Genomic DNA, 15,146 nt, shown 5'->3' on the forward strand with positions numbered 1-15,146 from the left:
CAATATCATCCGTGTCCTTTTGTCAGTCGGAAAAGTAACTGAGGACAAGCTCACCCACCATACAGGTTCTTGTCATGCTTCTCGACGATCTTGGCAAACCGGCGGGCAAAGCGTTCATCCGCCTTGGCCTTCTTCTCCAGCACATCACGGGCAAACACCATGTGATCGCCGTGGGCCTCTAACATATCGGCCATCTTCTGGTTGGTCGCGGTGCCAATCGCCGCCATTGCGGTCTGTGCCTCTTGGTCGGTTTTCACCCCAATTTCGTTGATCCGGTGTGCAACGTCCTGCTGCTGTGCGGTTTTCAACGACTTGGTCAGCGCATCATACAGCACCACCCGCTGCTGGGTGTCGGTCTGCAGCTTGTTGATCAGCACCATCTGCGTCGCCGCCTGGTTCTGCAGGCTATCAACCCAGGTCTTGCCCTTCTCGATATAACGCTCCAGCGTCTGGGACTTTGCCAGCTTGACCTGCTCATCTTGGATCATCGCGTTGTAACCGGCGTTCAACTCCGCCAGTTCGGTTTCCAGCTTGGTGCGCGCGGCGGCGTCCTGCTCAACCGAGATCAGCCCCTCCAGCGCGATGATCTTGGGATCCAGCGTCAGAATTTCTGCCCGCACATTCTCCAGCTCTTGCACAGTGGCCTCGCGCTCGTCCAGAGTTTCGGTCAGGTTGACCTGCACCTTGTCCTTCTGCTCGTCCAGCACCGCCAACTGGCCCTCCAGCAGCTGAACGATGGTATCGGATTTGGCGATCAGATCCTGCAGCTTGTCGTCAATACTGGCGGTGCGCATACGTTCCTGACGCATCGAATCCGACTTGCCAGCGGCAAAGAGTCCAACAAAACTCTCCCAGCCGGTCTTGTTGCGCATCTCGTCGAAATCCTGCGAAAACCCCGAGGTCACGTCATCCAGACCCATGATCAGCTCGGCAATATTTGAGTTCATCACCTCGGTATGGGCATGTACGTCCTCAAGGGTGGCGTTTTCAATGTCGATGGTGGCATCTTCCCCCGCCGAGATCTTGTCGCGCGCCGCCTCAATCCGCGAGGTCAAATTCGCGATCTTGGCTTGCGACTCTTTCACCTTGCTCTGGGTCTCATCCACCATGTTCTCAAAATTCGAAAACGCCATAATCCCTTTTCCTTCCCCGTAAATCCTTGCCCATAACATAGGTATGTAAATATAATTTACATCCCCCGGGCGACCTAAATCTATAAATTCAAGCAGAGCTTCGCAGACAAGGCCGGTAAAGGGAAGGAAAGGTATTGTCGCAATAAAAAAGCCGCGCCCTAAGCGCGGCTTCCTTGGATATCAGCGGTGCGTGCCAGCACGCACCCTACAGTGGCTGCAGGGGCTCCGCCTGTTCAGCCAACCACGTTGAACTCAGGCCCATAGGGGTACTTAGTGACGTTTTCGTTGTCGTCTTCGTGGATCACCAGGATATCATGCTCGCGGTAGCCACCGGCACCGGGTTGGCCGTCGGCAATGGTCAGCATCGGCTCCATCGAGATCACCATGCCGGGTTCCAGCACCGTGTCGATATCCTCGCGCAGTTCCAGACCTGCCTCGCGACCATAGTAATGCGACAACACCCCGAACGAGTGGCCATAGCCAAAGGTGCGGTATTGCAGCATGTCGCGCTCTTCAAAGAAGGCGTTGATCTTATGGGTGATGTCAGAACAGCTGGCACCGGGTTTCAGCAGCGAGATACCATATTCATGGGCCGCCACATTGGCCTCCCAGATCTTCAGGCTGGCGGCGTCCACTTCGCCGACAAACAGGGTCCGTTCCAGCGCGGTGTAATAGCCCGAGATCATCGGGAAGGTGTTCAGCGACAGGATATCGCCGCGTTGAAGCTTGCGCGCGGTGACCGGGTTGTGGGCGCCATCGGTGTTGATGCCCGACTGGAACCAGACCCAGCTGTCACGGTATTCGGCATCGGGAAAGCGCTTGGCAATCTCCAGTTCCATCGCGTCACGCCCGGCCATCGCCACGTCGATCTCGCGCACGCCCTCACGGATCGCATCGCGAATGGCAAAACCACCGACATCAGCCACCGCAGCGCCCTGACGGATCATTTCGATCTCGGCCTCGGACTTGGCCATCCGCTGCACCATGGTGGCCTGATACAGGTCCACGGTGGATTTTGGCTTCAGGTAGCTATCCAGCTTGGTCTTTTGTAGCAGCGACAGGTGGTCGCTCTCAAAGCCGACAACCGCGTCTGCACCGGAGACCGACAGAATCGCCCGCCAGTAGTTGTCGCGCTGCCAGTCGGTATAGGTGATGTTGTCGCCAAAACACCGGCGCCAGGGCTGGCCCGCATCAATACCGGCTGAAATCGTCACACAGTCCTCGGCGGTGACAACCAACCCGTAAGGGCGGCCAAAGGCGCAGTAGGTAAAGCCCGAATAATACGAGATATTATGCATCGAGGTAAAAACAGCGGCGGTCACGCCTTTGTCCACCATGATTTTGCGCAGACCTGCTACGCGGCTGGCATATTCGCCTTGGGCAAATTGCAAAGGTGCTTTTTCACCATTGTGAAAACGATACATTTCAGGACGTGAAGTCATGTTTGACCCTTCCTTCTTACAAGAAAGGTCCCGGCGTTCAGGACGGTTTTAAGAGAGGGGGCAGCATGGAGATCCATGCGGCGACGCCATCGCCTGACCCTCGGCTGGAAACTGCGGCGGATTGCTCCGCCGCGCAAGTGTTATTTTGTGACCACTGCCACCATTTCGCTATTCGCGTCGCAAAGCGCATCAATGACGTCGAAATGATGTTTGTCCGGATCCACCACATGAGCACATCCCCAGGCCTCGGCCAGCCACCGGGCCTGATCCAGGAAGGCCGAGCGCTCATCACTGCCCACCCAGGCCGTCACGGCGGCGTCATGGCGATCATGCATCAGCACCGGACTTTCGGCCTCGGCCGAGGCCTGATCCAGTTTGAAATCTTCGTTCATCGAGGTCTGCAACAAGGGGCGAAGATCCGACACCGGCGAGATCGACAGCACGTTGCGCAGCCGCGCCGCCACCTCGGGGGCCAGCAGGCTCTTGTCCAGCATCCGGGCCACCAGATGGCCGCCAGCCGAATGCCCCGCCAATGAAATCGGACCCTCGACCTCGGCCGCGCTTCGGGTGACCGAGGCTGCGATCTGACGCGAGATTTCGGCAATCGATACCTGCGGGCACAGGTCATAAGACGGTATTGCAACAGCCCAGCCCCGCGCCAGCGGTCCAGCCGCCAGATGCGACCAAAAGCTCTTATCAAAGGCCCGCCAGTAGCCGCCATGCACAAACACCAGCAGCCCTTTGGGTTTTTCTTCCGGCAGAAACAGATCAAACCTGTTCCGCTCAGATGGGCCATAGGCAATATCCAGCGTGGCGCGATCCCCTAGGCTGCTGCGAAAACCCTCAGCCTGGGCGCTCCAGCGCGGTGGAAAATCGTCGGCCCCTTTGATAAAGGCCCCGTTGGTATATGCCTCGGTGAGATCCATGTGGGCTTCCTTAATCTGTTATCAGTTCAATCTGGACTTACCGGTCCTGCTGGACAAGTCTAATGCTAAATGCTTTGCATCGGCGAAAGAAATTTCAGGAGGCCTCCATGCTCGACACCATCACCGATCTTCCCACCCTGCTGAGAGATCCCAGCTTGCTGGAAACCCGCGCCTATATCGGCGGCCAGTTTGTCGAGGGCGACACTACATTCGCGGTTACAAACCCCGCCCGTGGGGATGTGATCGCTGATGTTGCCGACATCAGTCGCCCGCAGGTTGCAGGGACGATTGCTCAGGCCGAAGCGGCGCAGAAAGACTGGGCCAAGTGGACCGGCAAAGAGCGCGCCAACGTGCTGCGCAAATGGTATGATCTGATGATGGCGAACCAGGAAGATCTGGCCGTCATCCTGACCGCTGAAATGGGCAAGCCGCTGGCCGAGGCCCGGGGCGAGATCGCCTATGGTGCCTCGTTCATCGAATTCTTTGCCGAAGAGGCCAAGCGCATCTACGGCGAAACCATCCCCGGTCACCAGCGTGACAAACGCATCACCGTGCTGAAACAGCCCATTGGTGTTGCCGCCTCGATCACCCCGTGGAACTTTCCCAATGCGATGATCACCCGCAAGGCGGGTCCGGCGCTGGCGGCCGGCTGTGCCTTTGTCGCCCGCCCCGCCGAACTGACCCCATTGTCGGCCACCGCACTTGCGGTGCTGGCGGATCGCGCCGGCATCCCGGCTGGTGTGTTCAGCGTGGTGCCCACGTCAAATGCCTCCGAAACCGGTAAAGAGTTCTGCGAGAACAACGCGGTGCGCAAACTGACCTTCACCGGCTCAACCGAGGTGGGCCGCATCCTGATGCGTCAGGCGGCGGACACGGTGATGAAATGCTCGATGGAACTGGGCGGCAATGCGCCGTTTATCGTGTTCGACGATGCCGATCTGGATGCCGCTGTTGAGGGCGCCATCATGTGCAAGTTCCGCAACAACGGCCAGACCTGTGTCTGCGCCAACCGGATCTACGTGCAGTCCGGCGTCTATGACGCCTTCGCAGCCAAGCTCAAGGCCGCTGTCGAGAAAATGCACGTCGGTGACGGCTTGGATGACGGCATCCATTTTGGTCCGCTGATCAACGCCAAGGCCGTGGCCAAGGTTGAGGCCCATATCGCCGACGCCACCGCCAAAGGCGCCGAGGTCATTCTGGGCGGCAACCCGTCTGAACTGGGCGGCACATTTTTCCAGCCGACAATTCTCACCGGTGCCACCAAGGACATGCTGTTCAGCACCGACGAGACCTTTGGCCCGCTGGCGCCGCTGTTCAAATTCGAGGATGAGGACGAGGTCATCGCATTGGCCAATGACACCATCTTTGGTCTGGCGTCATACTTCTACGCCAAGGATCTCAGCCGCGTATACAAGGTGGCCGAGGCGCTGGAATATGGCATTGTTGGCGTCAACACCGGCATCATCTCGACCGAACTGGCGCCCTTTGGCGGCGTCAAGCAATCGGGTCTGGGCCGCGAAGGCAGCCACCACGGCATCGAGGACTATCTGGAGATGAAATACATCTGCATGTCGGTCTGATCAGCCGCTTCGGCCCCTGAGCCAAAATCCTGTTGCGCTGAGCAACGGTAACGCGTTCGCCCCACGGCGGGCGCGTTCAACGTTCTCCCTTGCGAAAGCGCGGCGCCACCAAAACTCTCTGGGTTGCCCCGTCAGACCAAAGGATCACCGGTCTTTGGTCGATCGTCAGGAACGGCCATCGCGCCAACCAACGCAGTTGCGGCAGCCGCCCATGCCGCATCTTCCTCGGCAGAAAGATCGTCCTGCAGAACCTCACGAAATGCCAGTATCAAGGCGTCAACAGCGGCTCTCCATTGCTCCTTATTGATCGCCAGGGGCGCATGCTGTTTGCGCAGCTTGTCCGTCAGCAAGTAAAATAATTCCGGTTGCTCCAGAGCCCGCACAACCAGTGCCAGCATGGAGGAAAACATTTCCTTTTGGATACCGAAATTCTTGGTGAACATGACCTCGATTTCGGGCTGGGCCAGGAAAAAGTGATGGTAAAAGCGGTTGGTCAATTCTGCCTTTTTGGCAAAAACCCGCGAAAAACTGGATCGGACAACCTCAGCTTGTTCAGCCATTCTGCTTTTTCCTTCCATTCCAGACAATAATCCAAGGCCTGAGCAAGGGCTTGCCTCGCTATGGTGCGGGTATTGCCTGTGCAATCCCCACTCGATAGAGCTCGCATCAGAGATGTGTTTTTTCAACTAAAATATTGTAACTCTTAGGAAAAAACGTAAAGTCACTTGGCAAATAAATTGTAAACTCGGCCTCATATTGAAGTCAATGATAAGTACAGCCCTCAAAAATGATAAGTATAGCAATTAAAAATGATAAGTATAGCGCCCAAAAAACCTTTCTGACCAAAAATAACGTAATCGACCTGATCGCGCCAAGAAACTGGCATCGGTCTGCGTTACAATTTACGTAATGCGTATGATGGTAGAGGATCAACAATTGGCTGCGGCTGCAGCGGCGGGCGATGCAGAGGCGTTTTCAGCCCTGCTTGGTCGCCACTATGATCGTGTCTTCGGACTGGCCTACCGGATGACCGGCCAGCGCGCCGAGGCCGAGGATCTGACCCAGGACATCTGCGCCGCGCTGCCCGACAAAATGGCACATTACCAGCCCAGCGCCCGCTTTAGCACCTGGCTCTACCGGGTGGTGGTCAATGCCGCCCATGACCGCCGCCGCCGCGCCGCCACCCACAACAAGGCCGCCAGCGGCTGGGGCGATTGGGAGCTGGACCGTCAGGCCGCCATCGCTGAGACCAACAGCCAGATTGACTGGCTCACCGGCGCCATGCGCGGCCTGCCCGACGATCTGCGCGACACGCTGGCGCTGATACTGGACGAGGTAACCCATGCCGACGCCGCCGAGATCCTCCAGGTCTCGCCCGGCACCATCAGCTGGCGGGTGTCTGAGGCCAAGAAACATCTGCGCGCCCTGAAACAACAGGAGGACGCCCCATGAGCGACCCCTTTGACGACTTCGATGATTTTGACGATCTGAAAACCGCCATGCGCGCCGCCACGCCGACGCCTGATGCGACGCGCAAAGCCGACAATATCGCCCTGGCGGAAAAAAACTTTGCCGCCCGCCAAGAAAAGGCTGCGCAGCCCCGTTTCACCTCTGATCACCCGCAAAAGGGTCTCTTCAGAGGAGTAGTTTCCATGTTCAAAGCCATTTCCACCCGTCAGGCGCTCACCGCCTCAACCGCTCTGGTTGCCGTTGGGCTGTTTGCCTATCTGCCCAGCCTGCAGCAGGGCCCCGATGGGCTGACCGCTCCCAACCCTGAAGCCGCTGTTGTCGAAAGCCTCGCCGGTTCGCTTGACGGCGACGGGCGCACCCGGCTGCAAGCCACAGGGGAAGCCGAAGAACTCAGTGTGGCGCCAATGGAGGCCCCGGTTATCGCCGAGCAAGCCGACATGGCTGCGCCTGTGGACACTCTTGCCGGGCTCTCCTCATCAACCTCTGTCATGGCCAGGCCATCTGCCACAGCCAAAATGGAAGCGCGCTCGCTGCCCAGCCCTCCACCTGGATATGTCGACGATACCCAACTGCGGATCGAGGCAGACACCGAGGCCTATCCAGACGCAGAGCCTAATCCGCTGAAAATCACCACTGATGAGCCGGTCTCGACCTTTTCAATCGACGTCGACACCGCCTCTTATGCGATCCTGCGCTCCAGCCTCAACACTGGCCGCCTGCCCAGCCCCGAACAGGTACGGATCGAGGAAATGGTGAATTATTTCCCCTATGACTACGCCGCTCCCCTCGAAGAAGTGCCGTTTTCAACCCGTGCCACGGTGATCGCCACCCCATGGAACCCGGACACACAATTGGTGCACATCGCGCTGCAGGGCGAGAAACCGGCGCTGGACACGCGCCCACCACTAAACCTTGTGTTCCTGATCGATACATCGGGCAGCATGGATGCTCCCAACAAACTGCCCCTGCTCAAGCAGAGCTTCCAGTTGATGCTGGCCCAGCTGCGCCCCGAGGATAAGGTCGCCATCGTCGCCTATGCCGGTTCCGCCGGTCAGGTGCTCGACCCGACCCCAGCCAGCGACCGCGCCACCATCCTGGCGGCACTGGATAGGCTGGACGCAGGCGGCGCAACCGCTGGACAAGCCGGGCTGCAACAGGCCTATGCCACCGCCGAAGCCATGAGCGAGGACGGTGATGTCAGCCGCATCATTCTGGCCACCGACGGCGATTTCAACGTCGGCATCCATGACCCGGACGCGCTGAAGGATTTCATCGCCAAGAAACGTGAAACCGGCACCTATCTGTCGGTGCTGGGCTTTGGACGCGGCAATCTGGATGACGCCACCATGCAGGCGCTGGCGCAGACCGGCAACGGTCAGGCGGCCTATATCGACACCCTCTCCGAGGCGCAGAAAACGCTGGTGGATCAGCTCAGCGGCGCCTTGTTCCCGATTGCCAATGACGTCAAGATCCAGGTCGAGTTCAACCCCGCCCAGATCGCCGAATACCGGCTGATCGGCTATGAAACCCGCGCCCTGAACCGCGAGGATTTCAACAACGACCGGGTCGACGCCGGCGAAATCGGCGCTGGCCATTCGGTGACCGCGATCTATGAGATCACCCCGGTTGGCAGCCCGGCCCGGCTGAGTGACCCGCTGCGCTATCAAGCCGCGGAAGAGACCGCGACCAGCGCAGAGTACGGTTTCCTGCGGCTGCGCTACAAACGCCCCGGCGAGCACACCAGCAACCTGATCGAAACCCCGATCCTGCCCGGCGGCGAGGCCACCCCGGACATGGTATTCGCCAGTGCCATTGCCGGCTTTGGCCAGCTGCTGCAGAACAGCCCTTACTTGGGCAACTGGTCCTACGCTCAGGCGATTGACCTGGCCAATGGTGCCAAAGGCGATGATGCTTTCGGCTACCGCGCTCAGGCGGTGCAACTGATGCGGCTGGCACAGAGTCTCAGCCAATAGGGGGAGGCAGCCGGTCAGCCGCCCGAACCCTAGCAGCCCGAGCCCTGACAACGAGAAATCCCCTTGGTGGGCAACCAAGGGGATCCAGGCCGGGTTAACGAGGGAAATATGTTGACCCGGTCCTCACACGATCTCTGGCAGAAGATCGATCCGGAGCGTTTCCAGTTCACAGTGTATCAATTTTCACGACCTCGCGCCACCGCATTTGATCACAGCCTTTTGCCACCGCATTTGACCACCGCATTTGAACACTGGCTCGAACGGGAAAACGGAGATTTAGATCCCCCAACAGCCGGGCGTGTTGGGGGGGCATGTTGGCAACGCGTTAGTTGACGGTTTGTGCCTCTACCAGATTGGCTTTAGCGCTCATGGAGGAGATCTCAATGCGCCGGGGCTTCAGGGCCTCGGGCACTTCGCGTTGCAATTCGATGTGCAACATTCCATCCGCATGGCTGGCCCCTGTCACCCGAACATGATCGGCCAGGGTAAAGCGCCGCTCAAAGGCGCGGGTGGCAATGCCGCGGTGCAGATAACTGCGTTCGCTCTCGTCAGGGGCTTTCTTGGCGGTGACAATCAACCGGTTTTCCTTGACTTCCACATTCAGGTCCGCCGCGGAAAACCCGGCCACGGCAATTGAGATACGATAGGCCTCACCTTCGGTTTTTTCGATGTTGTAGGGTGGGTAACTGGGCTGCGTCCCATCTGCGCTTAGCGCCCGGTCCATCAGATCCGCGATCTGGTCAAAACCAATAGAAGCCCGGTGCAGCGGGGCAAAATCAAAACTACGCATAAATTATCCTCATTCAGAGCGATATAGGGTGCGCCTTCCCGTAGTGGGACAGGCATCTCATCACCGGACCCCATCAGAGGCGATCCGGATGACACTGAGATAATTACCCAATTGCGCCTTTCAAGAGGGCCTCAGCCGCCGGGCCGGATGAATTTTGCACCGCTCACCCCATTGCCGCCGCCAACCCGTACCCGCTTGATCCGCCGGTCCACCGCCGCCACTGGATTACGTCGCAGTTGCGCCTTCAACTCGGCCACCCGATCCGCCAGCTGCATGCCAAAAGCCACTTTGCGGCCCTGATAGATGCCGCCGCTTGAGACCACCGACAAGATCCGGCCGCGGCCGCCAACTTGTGAGAAGACCGGCGCACCGGAGGAGCCGAAGGTCACGTTGCAATCAATCATCATCACCTGCTGAAACTCTGCCATCAGGGTGCAGCTTCGCTGCCGCGACGGGACCTCCGCACGACCCATGCCATAAGAGGTGACAGAAATTTCGTCGCCGTAGTTGCGACCTGAATGCAGCACAAAAGGATCCGCCTCAAAGCTGCTGATCGGGTTCTCAAGCCGGATCAGCGCCACATCATGGATGACATTTTCAGCATCGGGACCACGTTCGGGGCGGTACCCCGGATGGGCCGCAATCTGCAGCGCCTGGCGTTCTGCGATGGCCCTGCCATCCTGCAATCCGGCCCGGAACTGAATCTGGCTCACGGCGCGCAATTGCCCGTCTCTGTCATAAACGCAATGGGCTGCGGTGAGCACCAGATCCGGCGCAATCAGGGTGCCGCTGCAAAACCCTTTTCCGGCAAAATCCAGCCGCCCCACGGCCTCCCAGCCAAGAAGATCCTCGCGGTCGGAAAGCTGGCGCAGGCTGGTACTTTCCGCCAGCGCGGCCCCGGTCAAAGCCATCGCAGCACAGGCAGCAAGAGCCTTCAGAAGCGCGCTCATTGCTGGATGAACTTTGCGCCGGTGCTATTGCGCCCTTCGCCGACTTTCACCCGGCCCACTCCGGGCGGCAACCGGCTGCCGATCTGCACGTCGCTCAACTGTACCCGCAGCAGATCCAGCTCCTCAGCCAGCGCCGAGCCAAGCGACACCTGTTCGCCGTCGACCTCGGCCTTGGCTGAGACCACCGAAACGATCCGCGGCACCCCGCCGTCAAAGGAAAACACTGGCGCACCGGAAGAGCCGAAATCAACGTCGCAGGACATCACCAGCACCCCTTGCTGGCGGGCCATCACCGCGCAGACTTCCTGCAGCGAAGGCGCCTCAGCGCGGTCATAGGCATAAGAAACCACACCGATGCGGGCGCCCTTGCCGGGCCGAACATCTGTTTCAAACGGGGTGACCGTGGTATTGCGGATGGGATGCTGCAATTGCAGCAGGGCGATATCATTGCGCACTCGCTCGGTGGAAACCTGACCGGCATAGGTATAATCCGGATGCACCACAGCCCGGCGCACCCAGCGATAGGCCGAGGCACGCCCATTGCGCCAACCGGCCAGAAACTCGATGGTTTCCGGCCGCAGCTGGGCCTTGGTCCGGCTATCAAACAGGCAATGGGCCGCAGTCAGCACCAGATCAGGGGCGATCAGCGCACCGGTACAAAACCCCTCTCCGTTGACATCAAGACGGCCCACAGCCTGCCATTGCCGCCCCGCATCGGTGGTGTCCATCCGCAACAACCGGCTGTCCTGTGCGGCGGCCACCAAAGGCGCCAGCGCCATCAAACATACCATCACCAATTGTCGCAAAAACTCACCTCCAACACTCTGTGAAACGCAGACTAGAGACGCCTCACGGCAAAATTACGGCAAAGCCCGCATGAGTACAGGTGATTCCTGCATATGTGACCTGCATATGTGACCGATGCTGCATCAGCGCAGCCGTGGAATTTGTGGCGCGCGCTTGCCCGGTTGCGTCAGGGCTGGCGGCTGCGGCCCGCCGGTTGCCCAGTCCAGCAACTCAACCGTATGCATAATCGGCAGCTCTGTCCCAGAGCCGATCTGCATCATGCAGCCGATATTGCCCGCCGCGATTAGATCCGGCTTTCTGGCCTCCAGCGTCTTGATCTTGCGCGCCTTCAACTGCCCCGAGATCTCGGGCTGCAGTAAATTATAGGTGCCGGCCGAGCCACAACACAGATGACTGTCTGTCGGCTCCACCACCTTGAACCCGGCCCGTTTCAACAGCGTCTTGGGATATGTCTTGATCTGCTGGCCATGCTGCAGTGAACAGGCGGCGTGATAGGCAACCGTCAACCCCTTGTCCGCGCCCAGTGGCAGGTCCAGCTGCATCAGCAACTCCGACACATCCATCGCCCGCTCCGACACCCGCGCCGCATCTGCCGCCAGCGGGTCGTTGCGGAACATATGGCCGTAATCCTTGACCGTGGTGCCACAACCGCTGGTATTGATGACAATCGCATCCAGCCCCTTGCCATCCATTTCCGCCACCCAGGCGTGAATGTTTTTGGCTGCCGTCGCGTGGCTCTCATCCTCGCGTCCCATGTGATGGGTCAAGGCCCCGCAGCAGCCCGCCCCCTCGGCCACAACCACCTCGCAGCCCAGCCGCGTCAGCAGCCGGATGGTGGCGTCGTTGATATCGGTGTTCAGCGCCTTCTGGGCGCAACCAGTCATCAGCGCCACCCGTTTCTTGCGCGGCTCAGTGGCAGCAAAACTCTGCGGATCATCATTGCGACTGACCGGAGGGATCTGCCTCGGCGCCATCTCCAGCATCGCCTTCAGCCGTGGGTCCGGCATCAGGCCACGCAACGGCCGGGCCAGCTTGGCGCCATACAACGCCAGTCGAAACCGCCCCGGATAAGGCAGGATCCGCGCCAGGATCCAGCGCAGGGCGCGATCACTGAAGGGCCGCTTATAATGGGTCTCAATATAGGCGCGCGCATGATCCACCAGATGCATGTAATGCACGCCACTGGGACAGGTGGTCATACAGGCCAGACAGGACAGGCAGCGATCAATATGCTTGACCGTTTTCTCGTCCGGAACCCGGTTGTTCTCCAGCATATCCTTGATCAGATAGACCCTACCGCGCGGGCTATCCAGCTCATCTCCCAACACCTGATAGGTCGGACAGGTGGCGGTGCAAAAGCCGCAATGCACACAGGACCGCAGGATTTCATTTGAGCGCGCAATCGCCGGATCACGCAGTTGGTCTTTGGTAAATGTCGTTTGCATGGCTCTATCCCATCAACCCCGGATTAAGGATCCCTCTAGGATCAAACTTGGCCCGCAACCCTGCGGAAATCGCCGCCAGTGGTGCAGGCTGCGGCTGAAACTGCCGCAACCGTGCCCGCGTCTCAGCGCTACCGCGCACCAGTGTCGCATGTCCCGGCACAGCCATCCGCGCCCGCAGGTCGGTGTCCTTTGCAACCAAGGCCCAGACCAGCCCACCGCCCCAGTCAAACTGAAGCGCCTCTGCCTGCAGCTGATCCGCCAGCGCCACCGCATCGGAGGGCTTGACCGAGATCCGCCAGACATCCCCTTCGCGCCCGTGAAACGCCGCGACATCGCAAATGCCACGCCACAATTCGGCACTGCCGTCCACTTGCTCTGCGCTGCCAAACCGCGCCAGTTCACTACTCAGCCGATCGGCCCGATAGCCAACCGAGCCGGCAAATCCTTCGACCCGGATATGGGCACTGCGGATGTCAGGATCATAGGCTACTCCACTCACATCATAGGGTGATCCCAGCGCCGCTGACATCACCCGGACCGCCACCGCCAGATCGACATCGGCAATACGCACAGTCGCTTGCGCCTCGGGGATTGGCAGCACCTTAAAGGACACTTCGCTCAACACCCCCAGGGTGCCATGCGCCCCGGCCATCAGCTTGACCAGATCATAGCCAGTGACATTCTTCATCACCCGACCGCCATTCTTGACCACCTGCCCGGTGCCATCGACAAACCGCACCCCCAACAGGAAATCCCGCGCCGCGCCACATTGAATGCGCCGGGGTCCCGAGACATTGGCCGCGAACACCCCCCCAATCGTCGGCTCGCCACCGGTTGCCAGCAAGCCGCGATGGTCCATCGGCTCAAACGCCAGCCGCTGGCCGCTCTGCGCCAACAGGGCCTCAATCTCACGAACCGGCGTTCCCGCCCGCGCCACCAGCGTCAAGGCGCCCGGCTCATACAGCTCAACCCCTGTCAAACCACGGGTGCTCAGCGTCTCGCCTGCCACTTCAAACCCACGGGTGCCGCCGCCACATACAGCCAGCGGCGCCGCAGCCCCGGCAACAAACTCGATCAATTCAGCTTCTGTCTCAGGTGTCATCATCTTCTTCTTGTTCCAAATACCTCGGGGGAGTCCGCAGGACGGGGGCAGCGCCCCCACTGCTACTGCGCCGCCACGCCGCCAACGCGCCGCGCCTCGGTCACCGCCAGAGGAAACACTTTCGCCGGGTTCAGCAGCCACTGCGGGTCAAACACATCCTTGACCTTCAGCTGCGCTTCCAGATCCTCAGGCGCATATTGATGCAGCATCAGGTCGCGCTTCTCGACCCCCACACCATGCTCACCGGTCAAACATCCCCCCGCCTCAACACAGAGCTTCAGGATATCAGCACCAAACTCTTCGCAGAGCTCCAGATCCCCCGGTTTATTAGCATCAAACAGAATCAGCGGATGCATATTGCCATCACCGGCATGGAACACATTCGCCACATCCAACCCGTACTGCTTGGACAGCTCACCAATCCGGCGCAGCACCATCGGCAGTTCGGTTACCGGGATGGTGCCATCCAGACACATGTAATCGTTAATCTGCCCCATGGCACCAAAGGCCGACTTGCGCCCCAGCCAGATCCGCCCAGCCTCCTCGGCATCCTGTGCTTCGCGCAGCTCAACCGGATTATGCGAGCGGGCAATCTCGGTGATCAGTTTCAACTGATGATCGATCTCATCCGGGCTGCCCTCGACCTCGATGATCAGCAAGGCCTCACACATGGGATAGCCGGCCTTTGCAAAGGCCTCGCAGGCCTCAATGCACGGACGGTCCATGAATTCGATCGCCACCGGCAAAACACCGGCCTTGATGATGTCGCTGACACAGGCGCCGGCCACCTCGTTGCTGTCATAGCCAATCAACACCGGCCGCGCACCCTCGGGCTTGTGCAAAATCCGCAATGTCGCCTCGGTCACCACGCCCAGTTGACCCTCGCTGCCGCAGATCACCCCCAACAGATCAAGGCCCCCTGCATCCAGATGGGCACCGCCAATCTCGACCACGGTGCCATCCATCATCACCAGCGTCACCCCCATCAGATTGTTGGTGGTCACGCCATACTTAAGACAATGCGCGCCGCCTGAATTCATCGCGATATTGCCGGCAATCGCACAGGCCAGTTGCGATGACGGATCCGGCGCATAAAAGAAGTCCTCTTCCTCCACCGCTCCCGAAACACTCAGGTTGGTGCGCCCGGTCTGCACCCGAATCACCCGGTTGTCATAATCCGTCTCCAGCACCTCGTTCATCCGGGCGACACCCAGAATGACCGAATCCGCGGTCGGCAACGCGCCGCCCGCCAGCGAGGTCCCCGCCCCACGCGGCACCACCGGCACCCCCTCCTGGTGACAGATACGCAGCACCTGCGACACTTGCTGCGTGGTGCGCGGCAGCACCACCAGCAGCGGCGGACAGCGATAGGCGGTCAGCGCGTCACATTCATAGGCGCGGGTTTCGACCTCGTCCTGGATCAACGCATCCGCGGGCAAGACCGCTGACAGCCTGGCGGCCAACTCGGCTTTGCGTGCCAGAATGGCGGGGTTGGGGGATGGCATCTCCATGGGGCTCTCCTTTTGGT

13 protein-coding genes are annotated in these 15,146 nt (G+C 59.8%); 3 read left to right on the plus strand and 10 right to left on the minus strand.

Annotated elements, in window-relative coordinates; translation table 11 throughout:
- Positions 1 to 50: 50 nt before the first annotated feature.
- The 3 genes from QPJ95_RS06425 to QPJ95_RS06435 form a co-directional block, all read right to left on the minus strand.
- Entirely contained in the window at positions 51 to 1,133 is a 1,083-nt protein-coding gene (locus QPJ95_RS06425) for a coiled-coil domain-containing protein (protein WP_270917717.1), read from the minus strand.
- Between the two features lie 233 nt (positions 1,134 to 1,366).
- The gene (locus QPJ95_RS06430; RefSeq protein ID WP_270917716.1) at positions 1,367 to 2,575 is read right to left on the minus strand and encodes a M24 family metallopeptidase; all 1,209 of its coding nucleotides are present in this window, start codon (positions 2,573 to 2,575) and stop codon (positions 1,367 to 1,369) included.
- 140 nt (positions 2,576 to 2,715) lie between these two features.
- The gene (locus QPJ95_RS06435; protein ID WP_270917715.1) at positions 2,716 to 3,501 is read right to left on the minus strand and encodes an alpha/beta hydrolase; all 786 of its coding nucleotides are present in this window, start codon (positions 3,499 to 3,501) and stop codon (positions 2,716 to 2,718) included.
- A 107-nt stretch (positions 3,502 to 3,608) separates the two neighbouring features.
- Here QPJ95_RS06435 and QPJ95_RS06440 point away from each other — a divergent pair, with 107 nt between their 5' ends.
- A complete protein-coding gene (locus QPJ95_RS06440; RefSeq protein ID WP_270917714.1) occupies positions 3,609 to 5,081 on the plus strand; it encodes an NAD-dependent succinate-semialdehyde dehydrogenase in 1,473 nt (490 codons plus the stop codon).
- Positions 5,082 to 5,212: 131 nt separating this feature from the next.
- On the opposite strand, the gene QPJ95_RS06445 is transcribed toward QPJ95_RS06440, so the two are convergent.
- Positions 5,213 to 5,767, minus strand: coding sequence for a globin domain-containing protein (locus QPJ95_RS06445; protein WP_270917713.1), 555 nt, complete (start codon positions 5,765 to 5,767; stop codon positions 5,213 to 5,215).
- A gap of 229 nt (positions 5,768 to 5,996) precedes the next feature.
- Here QPJ95_RS06445 and QPJ95_RS06450 point away from each other — a divergent pair, with 229 nt between their 5' ends.
- Complete coding sequence (locus QPJ95_RS06450) at positions 5,997 to 6,533, plus strand: RNA polymerase sigma factor (protein WP_270917826.1); 537 nt, start codon at positions 5,997 to 5,999, stop codon at positions 6,531 to 6,533.
- A gap of 47 nt (positions 6,534 to 6,580) precedes the next feature.
- On the plus strand, positions 6,581 to 8,524 hold the full coding sequence (locus QPJ95_RS06455; protein WP_390923784.1) for a vWA domain-containing protein: 1,944 nt from the start codon (positions 6,581 to 6,583) through the stop codon (positions 8,522 to 8,524).
- Positions 8,525 to 8,849: 325 nt separating this feature from the next.
- Here the strand turns inward: QPJ95_RS06455 and QPJ95_RS06460 are convergent, their stop codons facing one another.
- The 6 genes from QPJ95_RS06460 to QPJ95_RS06485 all read right to left on the minus strand — a co-directional run bounded on the left by QPJ95_RS06460 (position 8,850) and on the right by QPJ95_RS06485 (position 15,129).
- Entirely contained in the window at positions 8,850 to 9,314 is a 465-nt protein-coding gene (locus QPJ95_RS06460) for an Hsp20 family protein (RefSeq protein ID WP_270917711.1), read from the minus strand.
- A 131-nt stretch (positions 9,315 to 9,445) separates the two neighbouring features.
- A complete protein-coding gene (locus QPJ95_RS06465; RefSeq protein WP_270917710.1) occupies positions 9,446 to 10,264 on the minus strand; it encodes a trypsin-like serine peptidase in 819 nt (272 codons plus the stop codon).
- Positions 10,261 to 11,055, minus strand: a complete 795-nt coding sequence (locus tag QPJ95_RS06470) for a trypsin-like serine peptidase (protein WP_286018276.1) — start codon at positions 11,053 to 11,055, stop codon at positions 10,261 to 10,263. Before QPJ95_RS06470 ends, QPJ95_RS06465 begins: the two co-directional genes overlap by 4 nt.
- 138 nt (positions 11,056 to 11,193) lie before the next feature.
- Positions 11,194 to 12,516: a glycolate oxidase subunit GlcF gene (gene glcF / locus QPJ95_RS06475; protein WP_270917708.1), complete on the minus strand. Its 1,323-nt coding sequence runs from the start codon at positions 12,514 to 12,516 to the stop codon at positions 11,194 to 11,196.
- Positions 12,517 to 12,520: 4 nt separating this feature from the next.
- Positions 12,521 to 13,618 (minus strand): FAD-binding protein, encoded by a 1,098-nt coding sequence (locus QPJ95_RS06480; RefSeq protein ID WP_270917707.1) that lies wholly within the window; start codon positions 13,616 to 13,618, stop codon positions 12,521 to 12,523.
- 62 nt (positions 13,619 to 13,680) lie between these two features.
- Positions 13,681 to 15,129 carry an FAD-linked oxidase C-terminal domain-containing protein gene (locus tag QPJ95_RS06485; RefSeq protein ID WP_270917706.1) on the minus strand — a complete coding sequence of 483 codons (1,449 nt, stop codon included), beginning with the start codon at positions 15,127 to 15,129 and terminating at the stop codon, positions 13,681 to 13,683.
- Positions 15,130 to 15,146 lie beyond the last annotated feature (17 nt).

Source organism: Parasedimentitalea psychrophila (genome assembly GCF_030285785.1).
Lineage (GTDB): Bacteria > Pseudomonadota > Alphaproteobacteria > Rhodobacterales > Rhodobacteraceae > Parasedimentitalea > Parasedimentitalea psychrophila.